The organism is Aliiroseovarius subalbicans (assembly GCF_022678625.1).
In the GTDB taxonomy this organism is placed as follows: Bacteria; Pseudomonadota; Alphaproteobacteria; order Rhodobacterales; family Rhodobacteraceae; genus Aliiroseovarius_A; species Aliiroseovarius_A subalbicans.
This window is the reverse complement of the sequence record NZ_JALBYQ010000004.1, coordinates 309508-325707: the sequence shown is the minus strand read 5'-3', so window position 1 is coordinate 325707 and position 16200 is coordinate 309508. Positions and strand designations below refer to the sequence as shown.

16 protein-coding genes and 1 tRNA gene are annotated in these 16200 nt (G+C 62.2%); 8 read left to right on the top strand and 9 right to left on the bottom strand.

What is annotated here, in order from left to right:
• Window positions 1-4 precede the first annotated feature (4 nt).
• The 4 genes from MN188_RS14335 to MN188_RS14320 are packed head-to-tail and all read left to right on the top strand — an operon-like array spanning window position 5 to window position 3065.
• Window positions 5-583 (top strand): nuclear transport factor 2 family protein, encoded by a 579-nt coding sequence (locus tag MN188_RS14335; RefSeq protein ID WP_242109881.1) that lies wholly within the window; start codon window positions 5-7, stop codon window positions 581-583.
• Window positions 580-1572: a Rieske 2Fe-2S domain-containing protein gene (locus MN188_RS14330; protein ID WP_242109880.1), complete on the top strand. Its 993-nt coding sequence runs from the start codon at window positions 580-582 to the stop codon at window positions 1570-1572. The genes MN188_RS14335 and MN188_RS14330 overlap by 4 nt, the downstream gene beginning before the upstream one ends.
• Window positions 1565-2485 (top strand): fatty acid desaturase family protein, encoded by a 921-nt coding sequence (locus MN188_RS14325; RefSeq protein ID WP_242109879.1) that lies wholly within the window; start codon window positions 1565-1567, stop codon window positions 2483-2485. Before MN188_RS14330 ends, MN188_RS14325 begins: the two co-directional genes overlap by 8 nt.
• A complete protein-coding gene (locus MN188_RS14320; RefSeq protein ID WP_242109878.1) occupies window positions 2472-3065 on the top strand; it encodes a phosphatase PAP2 family protein in 594 nt (197 codons plus the stop codon). The genes MN188_RS14325 and MN188_RS14320 overlap by 14 nt, the downstream gene beginning before the upstream one ends.
• Here the strand turns inward: MN188_RS14320 and MN188_RS14315 are convergent.
• The 4 genes from MN188_RS14315 to MN188_RS14300 all read right to left on the bottom strand — a co-directional run bounded on the left by MN188_RS14315 (window position 3047) and on the right by MN188_RS14300 (window position 8090).
• Entirely contained in the window at window positions 3047-4114 is a 1068-nt protein-coding gene (locus MN188_RS14315; RefSeq protein WP_242109877.1) for an alpha/beta hydrolase family protein, read from the bottom strand. The two genes, MN188_RS14320 and MN188_RS14315, sit on opposite strands and share 19 nt — an antisense overlap.
• Window positions 4115-4281: 167 nt before the next feature.
• Window positions 4282-4358 (bottom strand) — tRNA-Met (locus tag MN188_RS14310).
• A 70-nt stretch (window positions 4359-4428) separates the two neighbouring features.
• On the bottom strand, window positions 4429-5352 hold the full coding sequence (locus MN188_RS14305; RefSeq protein WP_242109876.1) for a histone deacetylase family protein: 924 nt from the start codon (window positions 5350-5352) through the stop codon (window positions 4429-4431).
• A 56-nt stretch (window positions 5353-5408) separates the two neighbouring features.
• Window positions 5409-8090, bottom strand: a complete 2682-nt coding sequence (locus tag MN188_RS14300; protein WP_242109875.1) for a bifunctional acetate--CoA ligase family protein/GNAT family N-acetyltransferase — start codon at window positions 8088-8090, stop codon at window positions 5409-5411.
• Between the two features lie 158 nt (window positions 8091-8248).
• On the opposite strand from MN188_RS14300, the gene MN188_RS14295 reads away from it, so the two are divergent.
• The 4 genes from MN188_RS14295 to MN188_RS14280 are packed head-to-tail and all read left to right on the top strand — an operon-like array spanning window position 8249 to window position 11901.
• Window positions 8249-8896 (top strand): TetR/AcrR family transcriptional regulator, encoded by a 648-nt coding sequence (locus MN188_RS14295; RefSeq protein ID WP_242109874.1) that lies wholly within the window; start codon window positions 8249-8251, stop codon window positions 8894-8896.
• Window positions 8889-9836, top strand: a complete 948-nt coding sequence (locus MN188_RS14290) for an HlyD family secretion protein (protein ID WP_242109872.1) — start codon at window positions 8889-8891, stop codon at window positions 9834-9836. Before MN188_RS14295 ends, MN188_RS14290 begins: the two co-directional genes overlap by 8 nt.
• Window positions 9833-10771, top strand: coding sequence for an ABC transporter ATP-binding protein (locus MN188_RS14285; RefSeq protein WP_242109871.1), 939 nt, complete (start codon window positions 9833-9835; stop codon window positions 10769-10771). The genes MN188_RS14290 and MN188_RS14285 overlap by 4 nt, the downstream gene beginning before the upstream one ends.
• A complete protein-coding gene (locus tag MN188_RS14280) occupies window positions 10768-11901 on the top strand; it encodes an ABC transporter permease (protein WP_242109870.1) in 1134 nt (377 codons plus the stop codon). Before MN188_RS14285 ends, MN188_RS14280 begins: the two co-directional genes overlap by 4 nt.
• Here the strand turns inward: MN188_RS14280 and MN188_RS14275 are convergent, their stop codons facing one another.
• The 5 genes from MN188_RS14275 to oppB all read right to left on the bottom strand — a co-directional run bounded on the left by MN188_RS14275 (window position 11902) and on the right by oppB (window position 16106).
• On the bottom strand, window positions 11902-12123 hold the full coding sequence (locus tag MN188_RS14275) for a YjiS-like domain-containing protein (RefSeq protein ID WP_242109869.1): 222 nt from the start codon (window positions 12121-12123) through the stop codon (window positions 11902-11904).
• A gap of 137 nt (window positions 12124-12260) precedes the next feature.
• Window positions 12261-13247 (bottom strand): murein tripeptide/oligopeptide ABC transporter ATP binding protein OppF, encoded by a 987-nt coding sequence (oppF, locus tag MN188_RS14270; protein ID WP_242109868.1) that lies wholly within the window; start codon window positions 13245-13247, stop codon window positions 12261-12263.
• Window positions 13244-14218, bottom strand: coding sequence for an oligopeptide/dipeptide ABC transporter ATP-binding protein (locus MN188_RS14265; RefSeq protein ID WP_242109867.1), 975 nt, complete (start codon window positions 14216-14218; stop codon window positions 13244-13246). Before MN188_RS14265 ends, oppF begins: the two co-directional genes overlap by 4 nt.
• A gap of 6 nt (window positions 14219-14224) precedes the next feature.
• The gene (locus MN188_RS14260; protein ID WP_242109866.1) at window positions 14225-15172 is read right to left on the bottom strand and encodes an ABC transporter permease subunit; all 948 of its coding nucleotides are present in this window, start codon (window positions 15170-15172) and stop codon (window positions 14225-14227) included.
• Between the two features lie 10 nt (window positions 15173-15182).
• Window positions 15183-16106 carry an oligopeptide ABC transporter permease OppB gene (oppB, locus tag MN188_RS14255; protein WP_242109865.1) on the bottom strand — a complete coding sequence of 308 codons (924 nt, stop codon included), beginning with the start codon at window positions 16104-16106 and terminating at the stop codon, window positions 15183-15185.
• Window positions 16107-16200: the final 94 nt, after the last annotated feature.

Below are 16200 nucleotides of genomic sequence, written 5' to 3'. Positions count from 1 at the left end.
TTTCATGTTAAAAGTCCTTCTTGCCCCACTGTTCGCGCTTTTGACCCTGCCAGCTTTTGCCCAGGACGTTGAAGCCATCCATAACGAGATTCGCGCCATGCGGGACGGGGCGATTGCAGCGTTCCAGACCCGCGACATGGACGCCTTCCTGACCCACGTAGGTGACGACATCATGTTCACGGCGATGAACAACGAAGTCGTACATGGAAAGGACGCTGTGCGCGCCTATTATCAACGGATGATGGATGCCTCCGACGGTATGGTGCAGGCGCTTGAAATCGACTTTGATGTCGACAGCTTGGCCGCGCTTTATGCGGACAATCGCGCCGCGGTGGCCACCGGCACCTCCACCGCGCATTTCACCATGCGCGCGGGTCTGGATTTCGAAATCCCCCTGCGCTGGAGCGCGACCATGTCAAACGACGCAGGCGCCTGGCAGATCACCGGCATGCATTTTTCCGCCAATATCTTCGACAACCCGATCGACACGGGCCTGCGGCAATACCTGTGGATGATCGTCGCTGCCTGCGTAGTCCTTGGCCTTGTGTTGGGCTTCTTTCTGGGGCGTCGAGGTCGGTCATGACCGCTCCAGAAGGGCAGATCAGCGCGGCGTTGCCGCCGGTTTCGACCCTGCCCGCCCTGCCTGCGAACTGGTACATCCTGGCCGGGTCGCATGAGTTGAAACCGGGGCAGGTTCTGACCCGCACCCTGCTGGACCGCGAATACGTTCTGTATCGCGCGCCTTCCGGGAAGGTCGCGACCTATGCGCCGCACTGCGCGCATATGGGGTGCCACCTGAAACATGCCGAAGCTGCGGACGACAGCATCCTGTGCGCCATGCATCACCGCAAAATCGGGCTGGACGGTGCGTTCCTGCGCCCGGACGGGCAGAAATCACGCGATTTGGTGCAGCGGACCTTTCCCACCCAAGAAACACTATCGGCCATCTTCGTCTTTGTCGGACCCGGCGACCCACCTCCGCTGCCCGTGCCCGTGCTTGCCGCGAACGGCCCGGTTATCACCCGATTTGCAGGAACTCTGGACAGCGACGCCACCTGGTTCTCGCTGGTGGCGAACGGGTTCGACATGGAGCATCTGGCCTCTGTCCACGACCGCGTGTTGCGGGAAGACCCTTTGGTGGAAGAGCCCGTCCCCGGTGCCTTCCGCATCGCCTACCACACCCGTGTGACCGGGCGCGGGTTGGCCGACCGGGTGGTGAAATGGATCTCAAACGACAGCATTCACGCGTCCATGACCGCGCTGAAGGGGTCAATGATTCTGGTGCAAAGCGAGGTCGGCAGGCCCAGTTTCTGCATCCTGTCGATGTGCCCGGACGGCAAAGGTGGCACGTTGGTGCGCGGGATCGTGGGCATCAACGGGGCACGCGGTACGTTCTGGGATTGGCTGCGCCTGAGGCTGACGTCGAAACTGTTCATCGATTTCCTAGCCAAGGATTTCGAAGTGATGAAAGGCCTGCGCTGGACCCCACCCGCCCACGAACACACACCCGGCGACGCCTATTCGCGCCGCCTGCACCGCTATTTCTGCGCCCAATCCGCCGCGGATGAGTGAACCTGTGCAGATCCCTGGACGCCTGAACCTGACAATCCTGCTCGGCGGTATTGCCGGGCTTGCCGCGTGCCTTTGGGTCGCCTCGCACGCCCCGTGGTGGGGCGTGATCCCAGCCATGATCGCCTTCTCGTTCGGCGGCAACACGATGTATGCCTTGATGCACGAAGCGGTGCACCGTCACTTTCACCCACGCCCCGTGGTGAATGAAAACGCAGGAAGGATCATCGCCGGATTCTTCCCCACCGCGTTTTCTCTGCAACGGGCGTTTCACCTGGCGCATCATCGCAACAACCGAACCGAACTTGAACGGTTCGACTACTACGCCCCCGGTGAGAACCGCCTGATCAAGGCGGTGCAATGGTACATGATCCTGACTGGGCTGTACTGGATCGCCCTGCCGCTGTTCGCAGTGATCTATTTCATCGCCGCCGACCTGATCCGCTGGCGCCACCTGTTCGGCGACAAGGGCGCTTGGTTTTCGAAACAAACCAGCGCGCAAGAATTTCTGGACGCGTTGGAGGAAGTGCCTGTCTGGCGCGCGCGCACCGACATCGCGATTGCTGCCGGGGTGCAGCTGGTATTGATCGTGGCGCTGGACATATCGCTGACCGGGTGGCTCGCGTGCTATGCCGCCTTCGCGCTGAACTGGTCGTCGTTGCAGTATACCGACCACGCGTTTTCCGAACTGGACCGGACCGAAGGCGCATGGAACCTGAAAGTGAACCCGGTCACCCGGCGCATCTTCTTGAATTATCACTATCACCTGGCGCATCACCGTGACCCGTCGATCCCCTGGACCGACCTGCCCCACCACGTCCGCCCCAGCGACCCGCGCCCGACGTTCTGGCAGATCTATCGCCAGATGTGGGCAGGGCCCCGTCCATTGCCGGGGGACGCCGATGCCGGGCCTTGAGGACTGGCGCGCACGCAGCGGGATCGGCGCGGGCTTTGCCGCGTGGTTCTGGGCGGTTTATGCCAGCGCGAACTGGATCACGGCACAACGCGGACCGTTGCCGTCAATCGAGACCGCCTGGGACCGCGCGATGCCCTTCGTCCCGGAGTTTGCCTGGATCTACCTGACGATAACGCCGCTGCTTTTGCTGCCTCTGGCATTGTTTGAAAACCGCGCGGATGTCACACGCCTGGCCCTAGTCCTTGCTGCACAAACCGGCGTCGCGGGCTTGTGTTACCTGGCCTTTCCCGTGGCCCCCACCGGCCACCTGGACGCAGTGACACCGCTGGTCTTCCAGGTCGCTGATCAGGTGAACCTGACCTATAATTCCGCCCCGTCGCTGCATGTGACTTTGGCGATCACCTGCGCGGGCGCGATGGCTGCGCGCGGCCGGCCTCTGCGCAACGGGATCATGGCCCTCTGGGCCGGGCTGATGAGCCTCTCGACCCTGTTGACCCACCAGCATTTCGTGATCGACGTGGCCAGCGGCGCCTTGTTGGGCGCGCTTGGCCTGATCTGGTTTCACCGCAAGAACCGGTGAAAGAAATCGGCCATATCGCGGCGAATTTCCGGGATATGACTGGTGCAGCAATGGTCCGCGTCTTCGAAGATACGCATCTCGATCGCCTTTGCCACGCCCAGCGCCTGAAATCTTTCATGCAACCAGTGCTTATCCTCCATCGACACGACCCGGTCCTTGGTACCGTGCACGATGCGGACGGCGGCGGTGATGCCGTTCAGGATTTCGTCCCTGTCGATGAAATTGCGCGACAGCACGTCAGAAATATCCTTGTCCGACGTGGCGCCAGTGATCTGGCACATCTTCGATTTGATGATGAACGGAACCCGATTGAAAGCCCGCGTGTTGATCGGTGCGCCAAGGTCATAGACTGCCTTAACCCGCGCGTCGCCGGAGCTTGCCGCCAGCGTCCACAGCGCGCCGATGCTCATCCCCATGATGCCGACGCGGGTCGCATCCACCCCCCGATGATCCACCAACTGGTCGATGCAGGCAGTGATCGCCTCGGGAAACCGTGCGTCCCAAAGGATGCCATTGAGCAGGAAGGATTCCGCTTGGCCCGGCCCGTCGAAGGCGGCGACGGCAAAACCCGCATCCAGCATGGCAAGCTCGGTTGCCAAATGCTCTTCCTTGCAGCCATCGATGCCATGCACCAAGATCACAAGCGGTGCGGGATCGCCCTTGGGCAAGTGCAGGTTGGCAGGAAACGCCTGCCCGTTCCACGCGATACTGAATTGCTGAAATCGATCCCCAAAGGCCAGCCTTTCGGCCTGAACGTAGTAGTCGCGCGCCTTGGTATATGCCCGGCGCTTGGCTTCATTCAGCGGCAGGATACCCCAGTGCCCCAGGTTGCACATATAGGATAGGCGGCGCAGGGCGGCGATCTCTTCGACCTGGGTCATCCCTGCGCGCCCTGCCTTATACGTCGCCTCGTTCGTCGCAATCATGCGCAGGGCGGCGTCGGGCCAGTCGTCCAGCGACCTGATTTCCTCAAGGAAGGCAAACAGCACGTCATCGCCCACATCCCCGGCCCGCCACCGGTTCCAGAACGGCCGGGTCAGCTTTTTCATGCTCACTACTTTTGATATCGACCGCATCGCCCCCAGAAAAAGGTGATCGAATGTGGAATAGGCCTCGGTGTGGGACACGTTTTTCGACGGCATCGGGTCATTCTTGGCTGCTAATGGCCAAGTGTCCGTCAGCACGGGGCGAAGCGCAATCGAAAAGCGAGGGGAAGTGGTGGCGGTGCAGGGACTTGAACCCCGGACACGCGGATTATGATTCCGCTGCTCTAACCAACTGAGCTACACCGCCACGGTGTGCGGGATTTAGGCGAGGCGCCGGGGCGGGTCAAGAGGGAAATTGACCGCCCCCACGCCTTTTGTCACCCCAGAAGCACGTCGAGGTGTTTCACCACCGAACGCGCCAATGCGGCGGGTTCGTAACCGCCTTCGAGCATCGACAACAGCCGCCCGTCGGCATGGGTATCGGCGACATTCTTCAACTCCTGCGTCAACCAGCCATAGTCGGCATCGGTCAGTTGCAGCGACGACATGTCATCGGCCACGTGGGCATCAAACCCGGCCGAGACCAGCACGAATTCAGGCTTGAAATCGTTCAGATGCGGCAGCCAGTGTTCCGTCACCGCTTCGCGGTATTCCTTGCCGCCCGCACCTGCTGACAAGGGCACGTCGACAAGGTTGTCGGTTTCCTTTTCGTGGCCGGTGAAAGGATAGAACGGATGCTGGAAACTGGAACAGAACAACACGCGTTTGTCACCGGCAAAGATTTCTTCAGTCCCATTGCCGTGGTGCACGTCGAAGTCGATGATCGCGACCCGCTCCAGCCCATGGGCCTCCAACGCATGGGCGGCGGCGACGGCGATGTTGTTGAACAGGCAAAAGCCCATTGCCTTGTCGCTTTCGGCGTGGTGGCCGGGCGGGCGCACGGCGCAAAAGACCGGCTTGGCCTCGCCCTTCATGATCAGATCGACCCCCATCACGCCCGCCCCGGCGGCGCGTTCGGCGGCGCGCAGGGTGCCGGGTGACATCACCGTGTCGCCGTCGATCTCAACCGATTTCATGTCCTGACCGGGGGCCAGCGCATAGACGCGATCAAGATAGTCCCCCACATGCACGCGTTCCAATTCCTCTCGGCTCACAAGCGGCGCGTCATAGTGGCGGATGACGTAATCCATGCCCGACATGATCAGCTGATTGTTGATCGCATCCAGACGCTCGACGCTTTCAGGGTGAAGCGGCCCCGCGTCGTGTTCCCGGCAATCGTAGTGCGAAATCATGGCCAGCATGGGCCGTCCTCCTTGCTCAGGACCGGGGCCGACTATGCAGCCCCGGACCGTGTTGTTTACAACCAGCGTTCCACCAGCACCAGTTCCCGGTCATCCGGGTCCATCCGTTGGCTGAAGCCAAGGTCCGTCATCAGACGCAGCATCGGCGCGTTCTTTTTCAAAACCGAGCCTTCCATGATGGTCAGCCCGTGGTCGCGCGCAGCGGCGAACAGGGCTTTCATCAGCTTGGTGCCGATTCCCTGATGCTGCACCCGATCCGACACGACAATGGCAAATTCGCAGGACTTGTCATCGGGGTTGATGACGTATCGCGCCACACCCGTCTGCACCATCTTGCCATCAATCTCGACCATCGAGACCAATGCCATTTCACGGCGGTAGTCGATCTGGGTGAACTGGACCAGCATCTCGGGGCTGAGTTCGTTCAGCGCGCCCATGAAACGGAACATCTTCGCTTCGTCCGACAGCTCTTTGACAAATGCCTTTTCGTTTTCGGCGTCTTCGGGGCGGATCGGGCGGATCACCATCGGCGTGCCGTCGGTCAGGTGGGTTTCCGTGACCAGGTGGCGCGGATAGGGGTGGATCGCGACGTGGTCATAATGCCCGTCACGCGCTGGCGGGCGGGCGATGCCAATGCGCGCATCCACCGCCAGAACCCCATCGGGGCCGGCAAACAGCGGGTTGATGTCCAGCTCCACCACCTCGGGCAGTTCGCACACCAGGTCCGAGATCCGCAGCAGCACCTCGACCACCGCGTCCCGGTCCACCGCCGGGCGGTCGCGGAACGCCTCCAGCACCGCCGACACGCGGGTGCGGTTGATCAGGCGATCCGCCAGCACCGCGTTCAAGGGCGGCAGCGCGACCGAGCTGTCCTTCAGCACCTCGACCATCGTGCCGCCGGCGCCGAACAGGATCGTCGGGCCGAACACCTGGTCGCGCGAGGCGCCGATCACCAGTTCGCGGGCGTCTTCCACATGGGCCATCGGTTCGACCGTCACCCCCTTGATCCGGGCATTGGGCCGCGCGGACTTGGTGCTTTCCACGATCTCGCGAAACGCGCGTTTCACATCCGCCGCATCGGCGATGTTGATATGCACCCCGCCCACATCGGACTTGTGGCTGATATCGGGCGAGTTGATCTTGACCGCGACCGGGAAGCCGACGGTTTCGGCGGCGACCAGGGCTTCGGCCGGGGTCGAAGCCTCGATCGTCATGTTGATCGGGATGTTGAACGCGCGCAGAAGCGCCTTCGATTCCATGTCCGACAGCATGTCACGATCTTCCGCCAGCGCCGCGTCGATCATCATGCGCGCGCCTTCCAGGTCCGGCAGGTGGCTGTTGGCCATCGGACCGGGTGTTTCCAGCGCCAGGCGGCGGTTGCGGTGATGTTGCGCAAGGTAGCTGAACGCCTCGACGGCGCGTTCGGGGGTGAAGAAATCCGGCACGCCGTTGGCCGACAGAAGCGTGCGCGCCTCGGCAACCGAGCTCTGGCCCATCCAGCAGGCCAGCACCGGTTTCTTGCGCCGCTTGGGCAGCGCGTCGATCACCGCCTGCGCGGCGGCGGTCGCGTCGGTCATCGCCTGCGGCGTCAGCATGACCAGCACGCCATCGCTGTTGGGGTCATCCATCACCGCCTTGATCGCGGCGGAATAGGCCTCGGGCTTGGCATCGCCCAGGATGTCGACCGGGTTCGCATGCGACCAGTATTGCGGCAGGATCGCGTCGAGCTTCTTGATCGTCGCCTCGGACAAGGCCGGCAGGTCCACGCCCATGTCACCGGCCCGGTCTGCGGCCAGCACGCCGGCGCCACCGCCATTGGTGATGATGGTCAGGCGATTGCCGGTGGATTTCTTCGTGTTGGCCAGGATCTCGGCGGCGGCAAACAGCTGCCCGAAGGTCTGCGCCCGCACCGCACCCGCACGCTCCAGCGCCGCGTCAAACACCGCGTCCGAGCCGATCAGCGCGCCGGTATGGGTGTTGGCGGCCTTGGCCGAGGTCACGTGACGGCCGGATTTCAGCACGATCACCGGCTTCAGCCGCGCCGCCGAGCGCAGCGCCGAGATGAAGCTGGGCGCATGGCGCACCCCCTCGACATACAGCAGGATCGCGTCCGTGCCCGGATCGGTGGCCAGGAACTGCATCGCGTCGCCAAAGTCGATATTGGCGGAATTGCCCAGGCTGACCAGCGCCGAAAACCCGGTGTGGTGCGGTTCGGCCCAATCCGAGATTGCCGAGATCAGCGCGCCCGATTGCGAGATCAGCGCAAGCCGCCCCTGCGGTGTTTTCGACCGCAGGAAGGTGGCGTTCATGCCGATGCCCGGCCGCACCAGGCCGACACAGTTCGGCCCCATGAAGCGCACGCCCGCCCGACGCGCGGCGGACAGAAGCTGCGCTTCCATGTCCTTGCCGCCCCCGTCGCCTTCGCCGAAGCCCGCAGACAGCACGATGGCGTTCTTGATCCCCGCCTCACCGCATTCGCGGATGATGCCCGGCACCGTGCGTGCGGGCGTGGCAATCACCGCCAGGTCGATTTCATCGGGCACATCGGTGATCTTGGCAAAGCACTTGGCGCCGCCCAGTTTCTTGTATTTCGGGTTGATCGGGACGATCGGCCCCTTGAACCCGTCGGCCAGCAGGTTGGCATAGGTCAAGGACCCCACGCTGGTGCCGTTTTCCGACGCGCCAAAGATAGCGATCGAAGTCGGGTTGAACAGTTTGGACAGGGGACTTGCGTCCATCGGAACGTTCCTTCGCGATATGGGGCCTAAGCCCCGGAAAATCTTTCCTCCACATGGGGCTTATTGGCGATAAACCCTAACGCTTCTTTGACTTCCATCAACATACCCTTGCGTCAAGCTGACTTGCAACTAACTGACCGGTCAGTTAGTAGGGGCGTATGAAGGACGACCCCGCCCCCAAATTCCGCCGCCGTGCCGAGGATCGGCCGGATGAGCTTCTGGATGCCGCCGTCGCCCTGTTCATCGAACAGGGCTATGCGCGCACGTCGGTGGCGCAGATCGCGGCGCGCGCGGGATTGTCGAAAGGGGCGGTCTACCTCTATTTCCCATCAAAACAGGCCATTCTGGAAGGCCTGGTCGCGCGCGCCATCACCCCGGTCGGCGCCGAGTTGATGGCACAGGTCGCGGCCGAGGCCCGCGATATCCGCCAGATGCTGACCGTCTTTCTGACCAGTCTCGCCCAACGCCTGTCAGATCCCGCAACGCTGGCAATTCCCAAGATTGTGATTCGCGAAGCCGTTGTCGCCCCTGAGATCGCGCAGATGTATCATGATGCGGTGCTGGCCCAGGCCTTACCCATCATGATCCAGCTGATCCAACGCGGTATCGACAACGGCCAGTTCCGCGATGTTGACCCCGAAATGACCGTGCGCACGGTGATGGGGCCGGTTCTGGTTCACATCTTCCTGGCCGAGATCTTCGGCATTCAACCTGCCGGCGGCCTGGCCCTGGACCGGTTGATCGACAACCACCTGACCATTTTGTTTGACGGGCTGTGCACGCCCCGAAAGGTACCCCATGAGTGATTTCCTTCCCTGGATCATGTCCCTGTTTGCGGCGGTATTTCCCAGCCTGGGTGAGCCACCTGCGCCGGTCTATGCGGGCTATGTCGAGGCCGAATACGTGCACGTCGCCCCCACCTTGACCCGCCGGATCACCGACATGGCGGTGGCCGAAGGGGATTTGGTGGCGGCGGGCGATCTGCTCTATGCGCTGGACGCCACCCGCGAAGCAGCCGCGCTGCGGGCGGCAGTGGCGCGTCAAGCGGCCGCAGAAGCGAACCTGCACAACCTTGAAACCGGATCACGTGCCGCTGAAATCCAGGTGATCGACGCCTCGCTGCAACAGGCGCTGGCCGATCAGGCGCTGGCGCGGTCGAACCTGGCGCGATCACAAAGCCTGTTTGACCGTGACATCGTCACCACCGCGCGGGTCGACGCCGACAGCACCGCATTGGAACGAGCCAACGCGCAGGTCAGCCAGCTGCGCGCGCAGCTTGAGGTCGCGCAATTGCCCGCCCGCGTCGAACAGGTGGCCGCCGCGCAGGCCAGCCTGGACGCCGCCGCGGCGGATGCCGATCAGGCGCGGTCCACCCTGGACGATCTGACCGTGACCGCCCCGGCCAGCGGCCTTGTCGACACCACCTATTTCGAACCGGGTGAGGTCGCTTCGGCGGGCAAGCCCGTCTTGTCCATCCTGCCCCCCGGCGCCCTGACCGTGCTGTTCTATATCCCCGAGCCTGAGCGGTTGGACTTCGCCGTGGGCCAGACCCTGGCCTTGTCTTGTGACGGCTGCGACGATGGTCTGACCGTGCGCATCACCCGCATGGCCTCGGACCCGCAATACACGCCCCCGGTGATCTATTCCCGCGATGAACGTGCGCGGCTGGTGTTCCGGGCCGAGGCGCGTCTGGAAAGCAGCACCGGCCTTCTGCCCGGCCAACCGGTGACGCTGGCCCGCCCATGACCGACGCCCCCGCCATCCGGGTCACTGGCCTGACCAAACGTTTCGGCGACCGGACCGTGGTCGACAATTTCGACATGGAGGTTCCGAAAGGCGCGATCTATGGCTTTCTGGGCCCGAACGGGTCGGGCAAAACCACGACGATCCGCATGATGTGCGGGCTTTTAACACCTGACGACGGCACGGGCAGCTGCCTGGGCTATGACATCCGCAGCGAAAGCGCGGCGATCAAGGCGAATGTCGGCTACATGACGCAAAAGTTTTCGCTGTATGAGGACCTGACGATCCGCGAAAACCTGGATTTCATGGCACGGATGTATGGGCTGAAAAACCGCAAGGCGGTTGTCACCGACACTCTGACCGAGCTGGGGCTGCTGGACCGCGCGACCCAGTTGGCGGGCACCCTATCGGGTGGCTGGAAACAGCGCCTGGCCCTGGCCGCCTGTTTGCAGCATGACCCCCGGCTGTTGCTGCTGGACGAACCGACCGCCGGGGTGGACCCCAAGGCACGACGCGATTTCTGGGACGAGATCCGCAGGCTCAGCCGCAAGGGCGTGACCGTGCTGGTTTCGACCCACTACATGGACGAGGCGATCCAATGCGACCACATCGCCTATATCGCCTATGGCAAGAAACTGATCTCAGCGCGCGCGCAGGACATTCCCGCCCAGATCGGCCTGACCACCTGGCGGGTGGACGGTCCCGACCTGACCCCGCTGGAAGATGAGCTTCTGGCCCTGCCCGGTGTGGAGCAGGTTGCCCGCTTCGGCGCAGCACTGCACGTGTCGGGCACCGACAAGGCGGCGCTGGACAAGGTCGTGGCCGCGCAAAAAGCCAGGAAAACCCATAGCTGGCAGGAAAAACCGGCCGAGCTTGAGGAAGCCTTCATCTACCTCATGGCCACGGCGGTCGACAATTTCGCGGGGAGCACCGCATGAGCCTGTTTTCCGTTGCCCGCTTCGCCGCGGTGCTGGTCAAGGAATTCATCCAGATGAAGCGTGACCGCGTGACCTTTGGCATGATGATCGGCATCCCGATCATGCAGCTGGTCCTGTTCGGTTTTGCCATCAACAACGACCCCCACGACCTGCCCACGATGATCGAGATGAACGACGCCTCGCCCACCGCGCGCGCGGTGCTGGCGGGCATGGAGGTCAGCGAGTATTTCCAGTTCGTTGGCGTCGTCACGGGGCAAGAGGATGGCGACCGCGCCCTGCGCGACGGACGGGCGAACTTCGTCGTGGTGATCCCGCCGGGGTTTGAGCGCGACATCATCCGCGGGCTGGCGCCGCAGGTTCTGATCGCGGCGGATGCCTCAGACCCCACCGCTGTGTCATCGGCCGTCGGGGCGCTTCAGGGTATTCTGGATGTGGCGGTGAAACAAAGCCTGACCGGCCCGCTTCAGGCCGTTGCGGGCAGCCCCGCGCCGTTTTCCGTCGTGGTGCACAAACAATTCAACCCCGAAGGGGAAACCGCGACCAACATCGTCCCAGGACTGTTGGCCATCATCCTGTCGATGACGATGGTGATGATCACCGCCGTCGCGATCGTGCGTGAAAGCGAACGCGGCACGATGGAGACGCTGATCGCAACGCCCGTGCGCCCGCTTGAGGTCATGCTGGGCAAGATCCTGCCCTATGTCTTCGTCGGGTATGTGCAAACGATCGTTTTCCTGATCGCAGCCCAAGTGCTGTTTGCCGTGCCCTTCACCGGGTCGCGGTTGGCCTTCTTCGTGGGCTTCAACCTCTATATCGTGGTGAACTTGGCGCTGGGGTTCCTGATCTCGACCGTTGCCCGCACCCAGATGCAGGCGATGCAGATCAGTTTCTTCACCCTGCTGCCGACCATCCTGCTGTCAGGCTTCATGTTCCCGTTTGCAGGCATGCCCGGTTGGGCGCAGACCATCGGGTCCGCCATTCCGGCCACACATTTCCTGCGCCTGGTGCGCAAAGTGATGCTGAAGAGCGCGGATATGGCGGACATCAGCGGCGACATGGCCGCCATCGCGATCATCCTCGCGGTGATCACCACCGTGTCGCTTCTGCGCTACCGTCAGACGCTGGATTGATTACAGGGAGCGCGCTGCACGAACGGTGTGATCGGCGATCCCATCGCGGTTCAAGCCCAGATCAGACAACCGGTCATCACTCAAGGACATCAGGGCCTCATATTGTGCACGGCGCGACTTTGCTTCGATATAGCCTGTCACAACAGCGCCCAGTTTCGACAAGGTCGCGGTCATGCTTGTACGAAGGGGAAAGCCCTCGCCCACATGGGGGAATAAAGTCATGACCACGCTTCCTTGCTGCCGGCACCAATCAGGCCTGCACTAGGCCGATCCGACCCCGGTCACCAGCCCGCAAACACGCAACCCCGCCATGCATGGTCGCAATGCCAGGGCAGCAAGGGCATAGGCATGAGGTGAGGTTAACGCAGGTGGCAGGCCACGGCCTGCCCGTTGCCCTGATCCTTCAGTGGCGGTTTGCTTTCGGCGCAGCGCGCTTCGGCAATAGGGCAGCGGGTGCGGAAGACGCAACCGGACGGCGGGTCCAAGGGCGATGGCAGGTCACGATCCAGCAGCATGACCTCTTTGCCCTTTTCGGCCTTCGGGTCCGGGATCGGTACCGCGGAAATCAGCGCCTCGGTGTACGGGTGGCCGGGCGATTTGTAGAGCTGCACGCTGTCGCTGATCTCAACCACATTGCCCAGGTAAAGCACCATCACACGGTTCGAAATGTGCTTCACCACGCTCAGGTCGTGCGCGATAAAGATCAGGCTCAGACCCATTTCCTGCTGGATTTCCATCAGCAGGTTGATCACCTGCGCCTGGATCGACACGTCCAGCGCCGAGACCGGTTCATCACAGATGATCAGCTTGGGCTTCACGATCAGCGCGCGGGCGATGCCGATGCGCTGACACTGGCCACCGGAGAACTCGTGCGGATATCGGTTCACCATGTTGGGCAGGATGCCAACGCGATCCAGCACCTCGCGCACCCGGTTCTTGACCTCTTTTGCCGACAGGTCGGGGAAATGGGTTTTCAGCGGTTCCGCCACGATCTGACCAATCGTCATCCGCGGGTCCAGCGACGCCAGCGGGTCCTGGAAGATCATCTGCATTTCCTTGCGGTGACCGCGCATCTCGCGCTTGGACATCGAAAGCAGGTCTTCGCCCAGCCATAGCGCGGTGCCGGTTTCCGCCGGCACCATACGCATCACCGCGCGCGCCAGCGTGGACTTGCCGCAGCCGCTTTCGCCCACGATGCCCAGGGTTTCCCCCGGCATCAGGTCGAAGCTGACCCCGTCCACGGCCTTGAGCGTGTCGGTGGGTGTCCAGGGCATCGCGCCCTGGCGTTTGATGTCGAACCAGACGCGCAGGTCGTCGACGGACAAAAGCGGGGAAAGGTCGTTCATGACAGCTCCTCCAAGGTGCGGTGACAGGCGCGGCGGCGCACGTCGCGCCCCGGCACACCGGCCAGCGACGGGCGTTTGTGCACGCAGGTTTCATCCGAGAACACGCAACGCGGCTCAAACGGACAGCCCGACGGCATGTTCATCATGTTGGGCGGCGATCCGGGAATGGTGGCCAGCTCGGCGCTTTCCACATCCAGCCGTGGCACGGCGTTCAACAGTCCGATCGTGTAAGGATGCGTCGGCATCTCAAACAGGCCCTCGGTGGTGCCATATTCCATCTGTTGCCCGCCATACATGACCAGGGTTTCCTTGCAGGACCCGGCCACAACACCAAGGTCGTGGGTGATCAGCACGATGGCCATGCCGAAGTCTTGCTGCAAGTCCGCCAGAAGCTTCATGATCTGCGCCTGAACCGTGACATCCAGCGCGGTCGTGGGCTCATCCGCGATCAGGATGTCAGGATTGCACAAAAGCGACATCGCGATCATCACACGCTGGCGCATCCCGCCCGAGAACTCGTGCGGATACATCGTCACGCGGGCCTTTGCCTCGGGAATGCGCACAGCGTCCAGCATGCGCACGCTTTCCGCAATCGCGTCGCGTTTCGACATGCCGTGGTGATGCACCAGAACCTCGGCCATCTGGTCCGAGACGCGCAGAAACGGGTTCAGGCAGGTCATCGGATCCTGAAAGATCATCGCGATCTTTTCCGCGCGGATCTTGTTCAGCTTGGCAAGCGAAACGTTCAGGATCTCGTCGCCTTCGAGTTTGACCGATCCGGTCGCCTGGCCGTTCTGAGCCAACAGACCCATGATGCCGAAAACCGATTGGCTTTTGCCTGATCCGCTTTCTCCCACAATGCCCAGCGTTTCGCCCTTGTGAAGGTCGAAGCTGATGTTATCCACGGCGGTTACAGTGCCGTCGGGAGTGTCGAATGTGACGGTCAGGTCACGAACTTCAAGAAGTGCCATAAGCCCTTACCGATCCTTGGGGTCCAGCGCATCGCGCAGGCCATCGCCAATGAAGAAGAAACAGAAAATGGTGATGACGAAGAAGAACAGCGGGAAGGCAAGATGCCACAACGTACCGTAATTCATCGACTTCACGCCCTCGGAAATCAACGCGCCCCAAGAGGTGTCGGGTTCCTGAACCCCCAGCCCGAGGAAGGAAATGAAGCTTTCCGTCAGGATCATTTGCGGCACCAGCAGCGTCGCATAAACCACCACGACACCCAAAAGATTGGGCACGATGTGGCGGGTGATGATCTTGGGCGTGCTTACGCCCATCGCCACGGCCGCCTCGACATATTCTCGGTTTTTCAACGAAAGGGTCTGCCCGCGCACGATCCGGCTCATATCCAGCCAGGCGGTCAGACCGATGCCGACGAATAGCATGGAAATCGACCGGCCAAAGACGACCAGCAACAGGATCAGCACGAACATGTAGGGGATCGACATGAAGATATCGACCAGGCGCATCATGATGGAATCGACCCGCCCGCCGACAAAGCCCGCGACCGAGCCGTAGAGCGTGCCGACCATCACCGCGATGAAGGCGCCGACCAGGCCAACCGACAGGCTGATCCGGCTGCCCTGCACGACGCGCGAATACAGATCGCGCCCGCTTTCGTCGAAGCCGAACCAGTGGCCGTTGGACAGCGACGGGCGACCCAGTTCCTTGACCGATCCCATCACGTCCCAGTCGATCGTTTCGTTGTCAAATTGCGTCAGGTAATCGCCCAGCAGCGAAAACGCGAAGACCAGTAAAAGCACGACCACCGAAGCCATCGCCGCCTTGTTGGCGACAAAGCGGTTGCGTGCGTCAGCCCACAGCGACCGGCCCTTGATGGTGCCGCCCGCCGACAGGCTTTCCGCCAGTTCGGCGGTTCGCTTTTGTGAAAAGGGTTGCACGAGTTTGTCTGTCATGTCGCGCCCCTCACAGCCGGATCTTTGGATCGATCCAGGCATACAGGATGTCCACGACCATATTGAACATGATCGTCATGGACCCCAGCAGGATCGTCAGGCCCATCATGACCGCGTAATCGCGGTTGAAGGCCGAGTTGACGTAAAAATACCCGACACCACCGGTGCCGAAGATGCTGTCGATGATGAACGACCCGGTGACCATGCCCACGAAGGCCGGCCCGAGGTAGCTGATCACCGGTAAAAGCGAGGGCTTCAGCGCGTGGCGCCAGATGATCGTGCGGTTCGGCAGACCCTTGGCGCGCGCGGTGCGGATGAAGTTCGAGCGCAGCACCTCTAGCATGGAGGATCGCGTCAGGCGGGCGATCGACGCCATATAGGAGGTCGACAGCGCGATCACGGGCATGATCAGGTGTTGCCACTGCCCCCCGTTCCAGCCGCCGCCTGGCAACCAGCCCAGCCAAAGGGTAAAGACCAGGATCAGGATGGGTGCCATCACGAAGTTCGGCAAAACCTGTGCACCGATGGTGATGCCCACGGCGAAGTAGTCCAGCCAGGAGTTCTGCCGGATCGCGGCGGACATGCCCAGAATGCCGCCCACCACGATGGCCACCACGAAAGACAGGATCCCATAGGTCAGCGTGACCGGGAAGCCCTGCGCGATGATATCGTTTACCGAGCGGTCCTTGTATTTATAGGACGGTCCGAAATCGAATTGCGTGACGATCCCTGTGATGTAGTTCCACAGCTGTTTCCACAGCGGGTCATCCAGGCCGTATTTTGCATTGATGTTGTCCAGAACCTGCTGTGGCAGGGGGCGTTCGGATGTGAACGGCCCGCCCGGCGCGGTTTGCATCAGCCAGAAGCTGGCGACCAGAAGAACCAGAAGTGTCGGGATCGCGATGGCGACCCGTCGAATGACGAAATTAAGCATATATCCCCCGCACCTGTCATGGCGCTGCCTTGTCGTTCGAAACGTCAGTCCCAATACAATCCGCGTCGCGCGTCTTCTTGGGCATGTTCAGGGT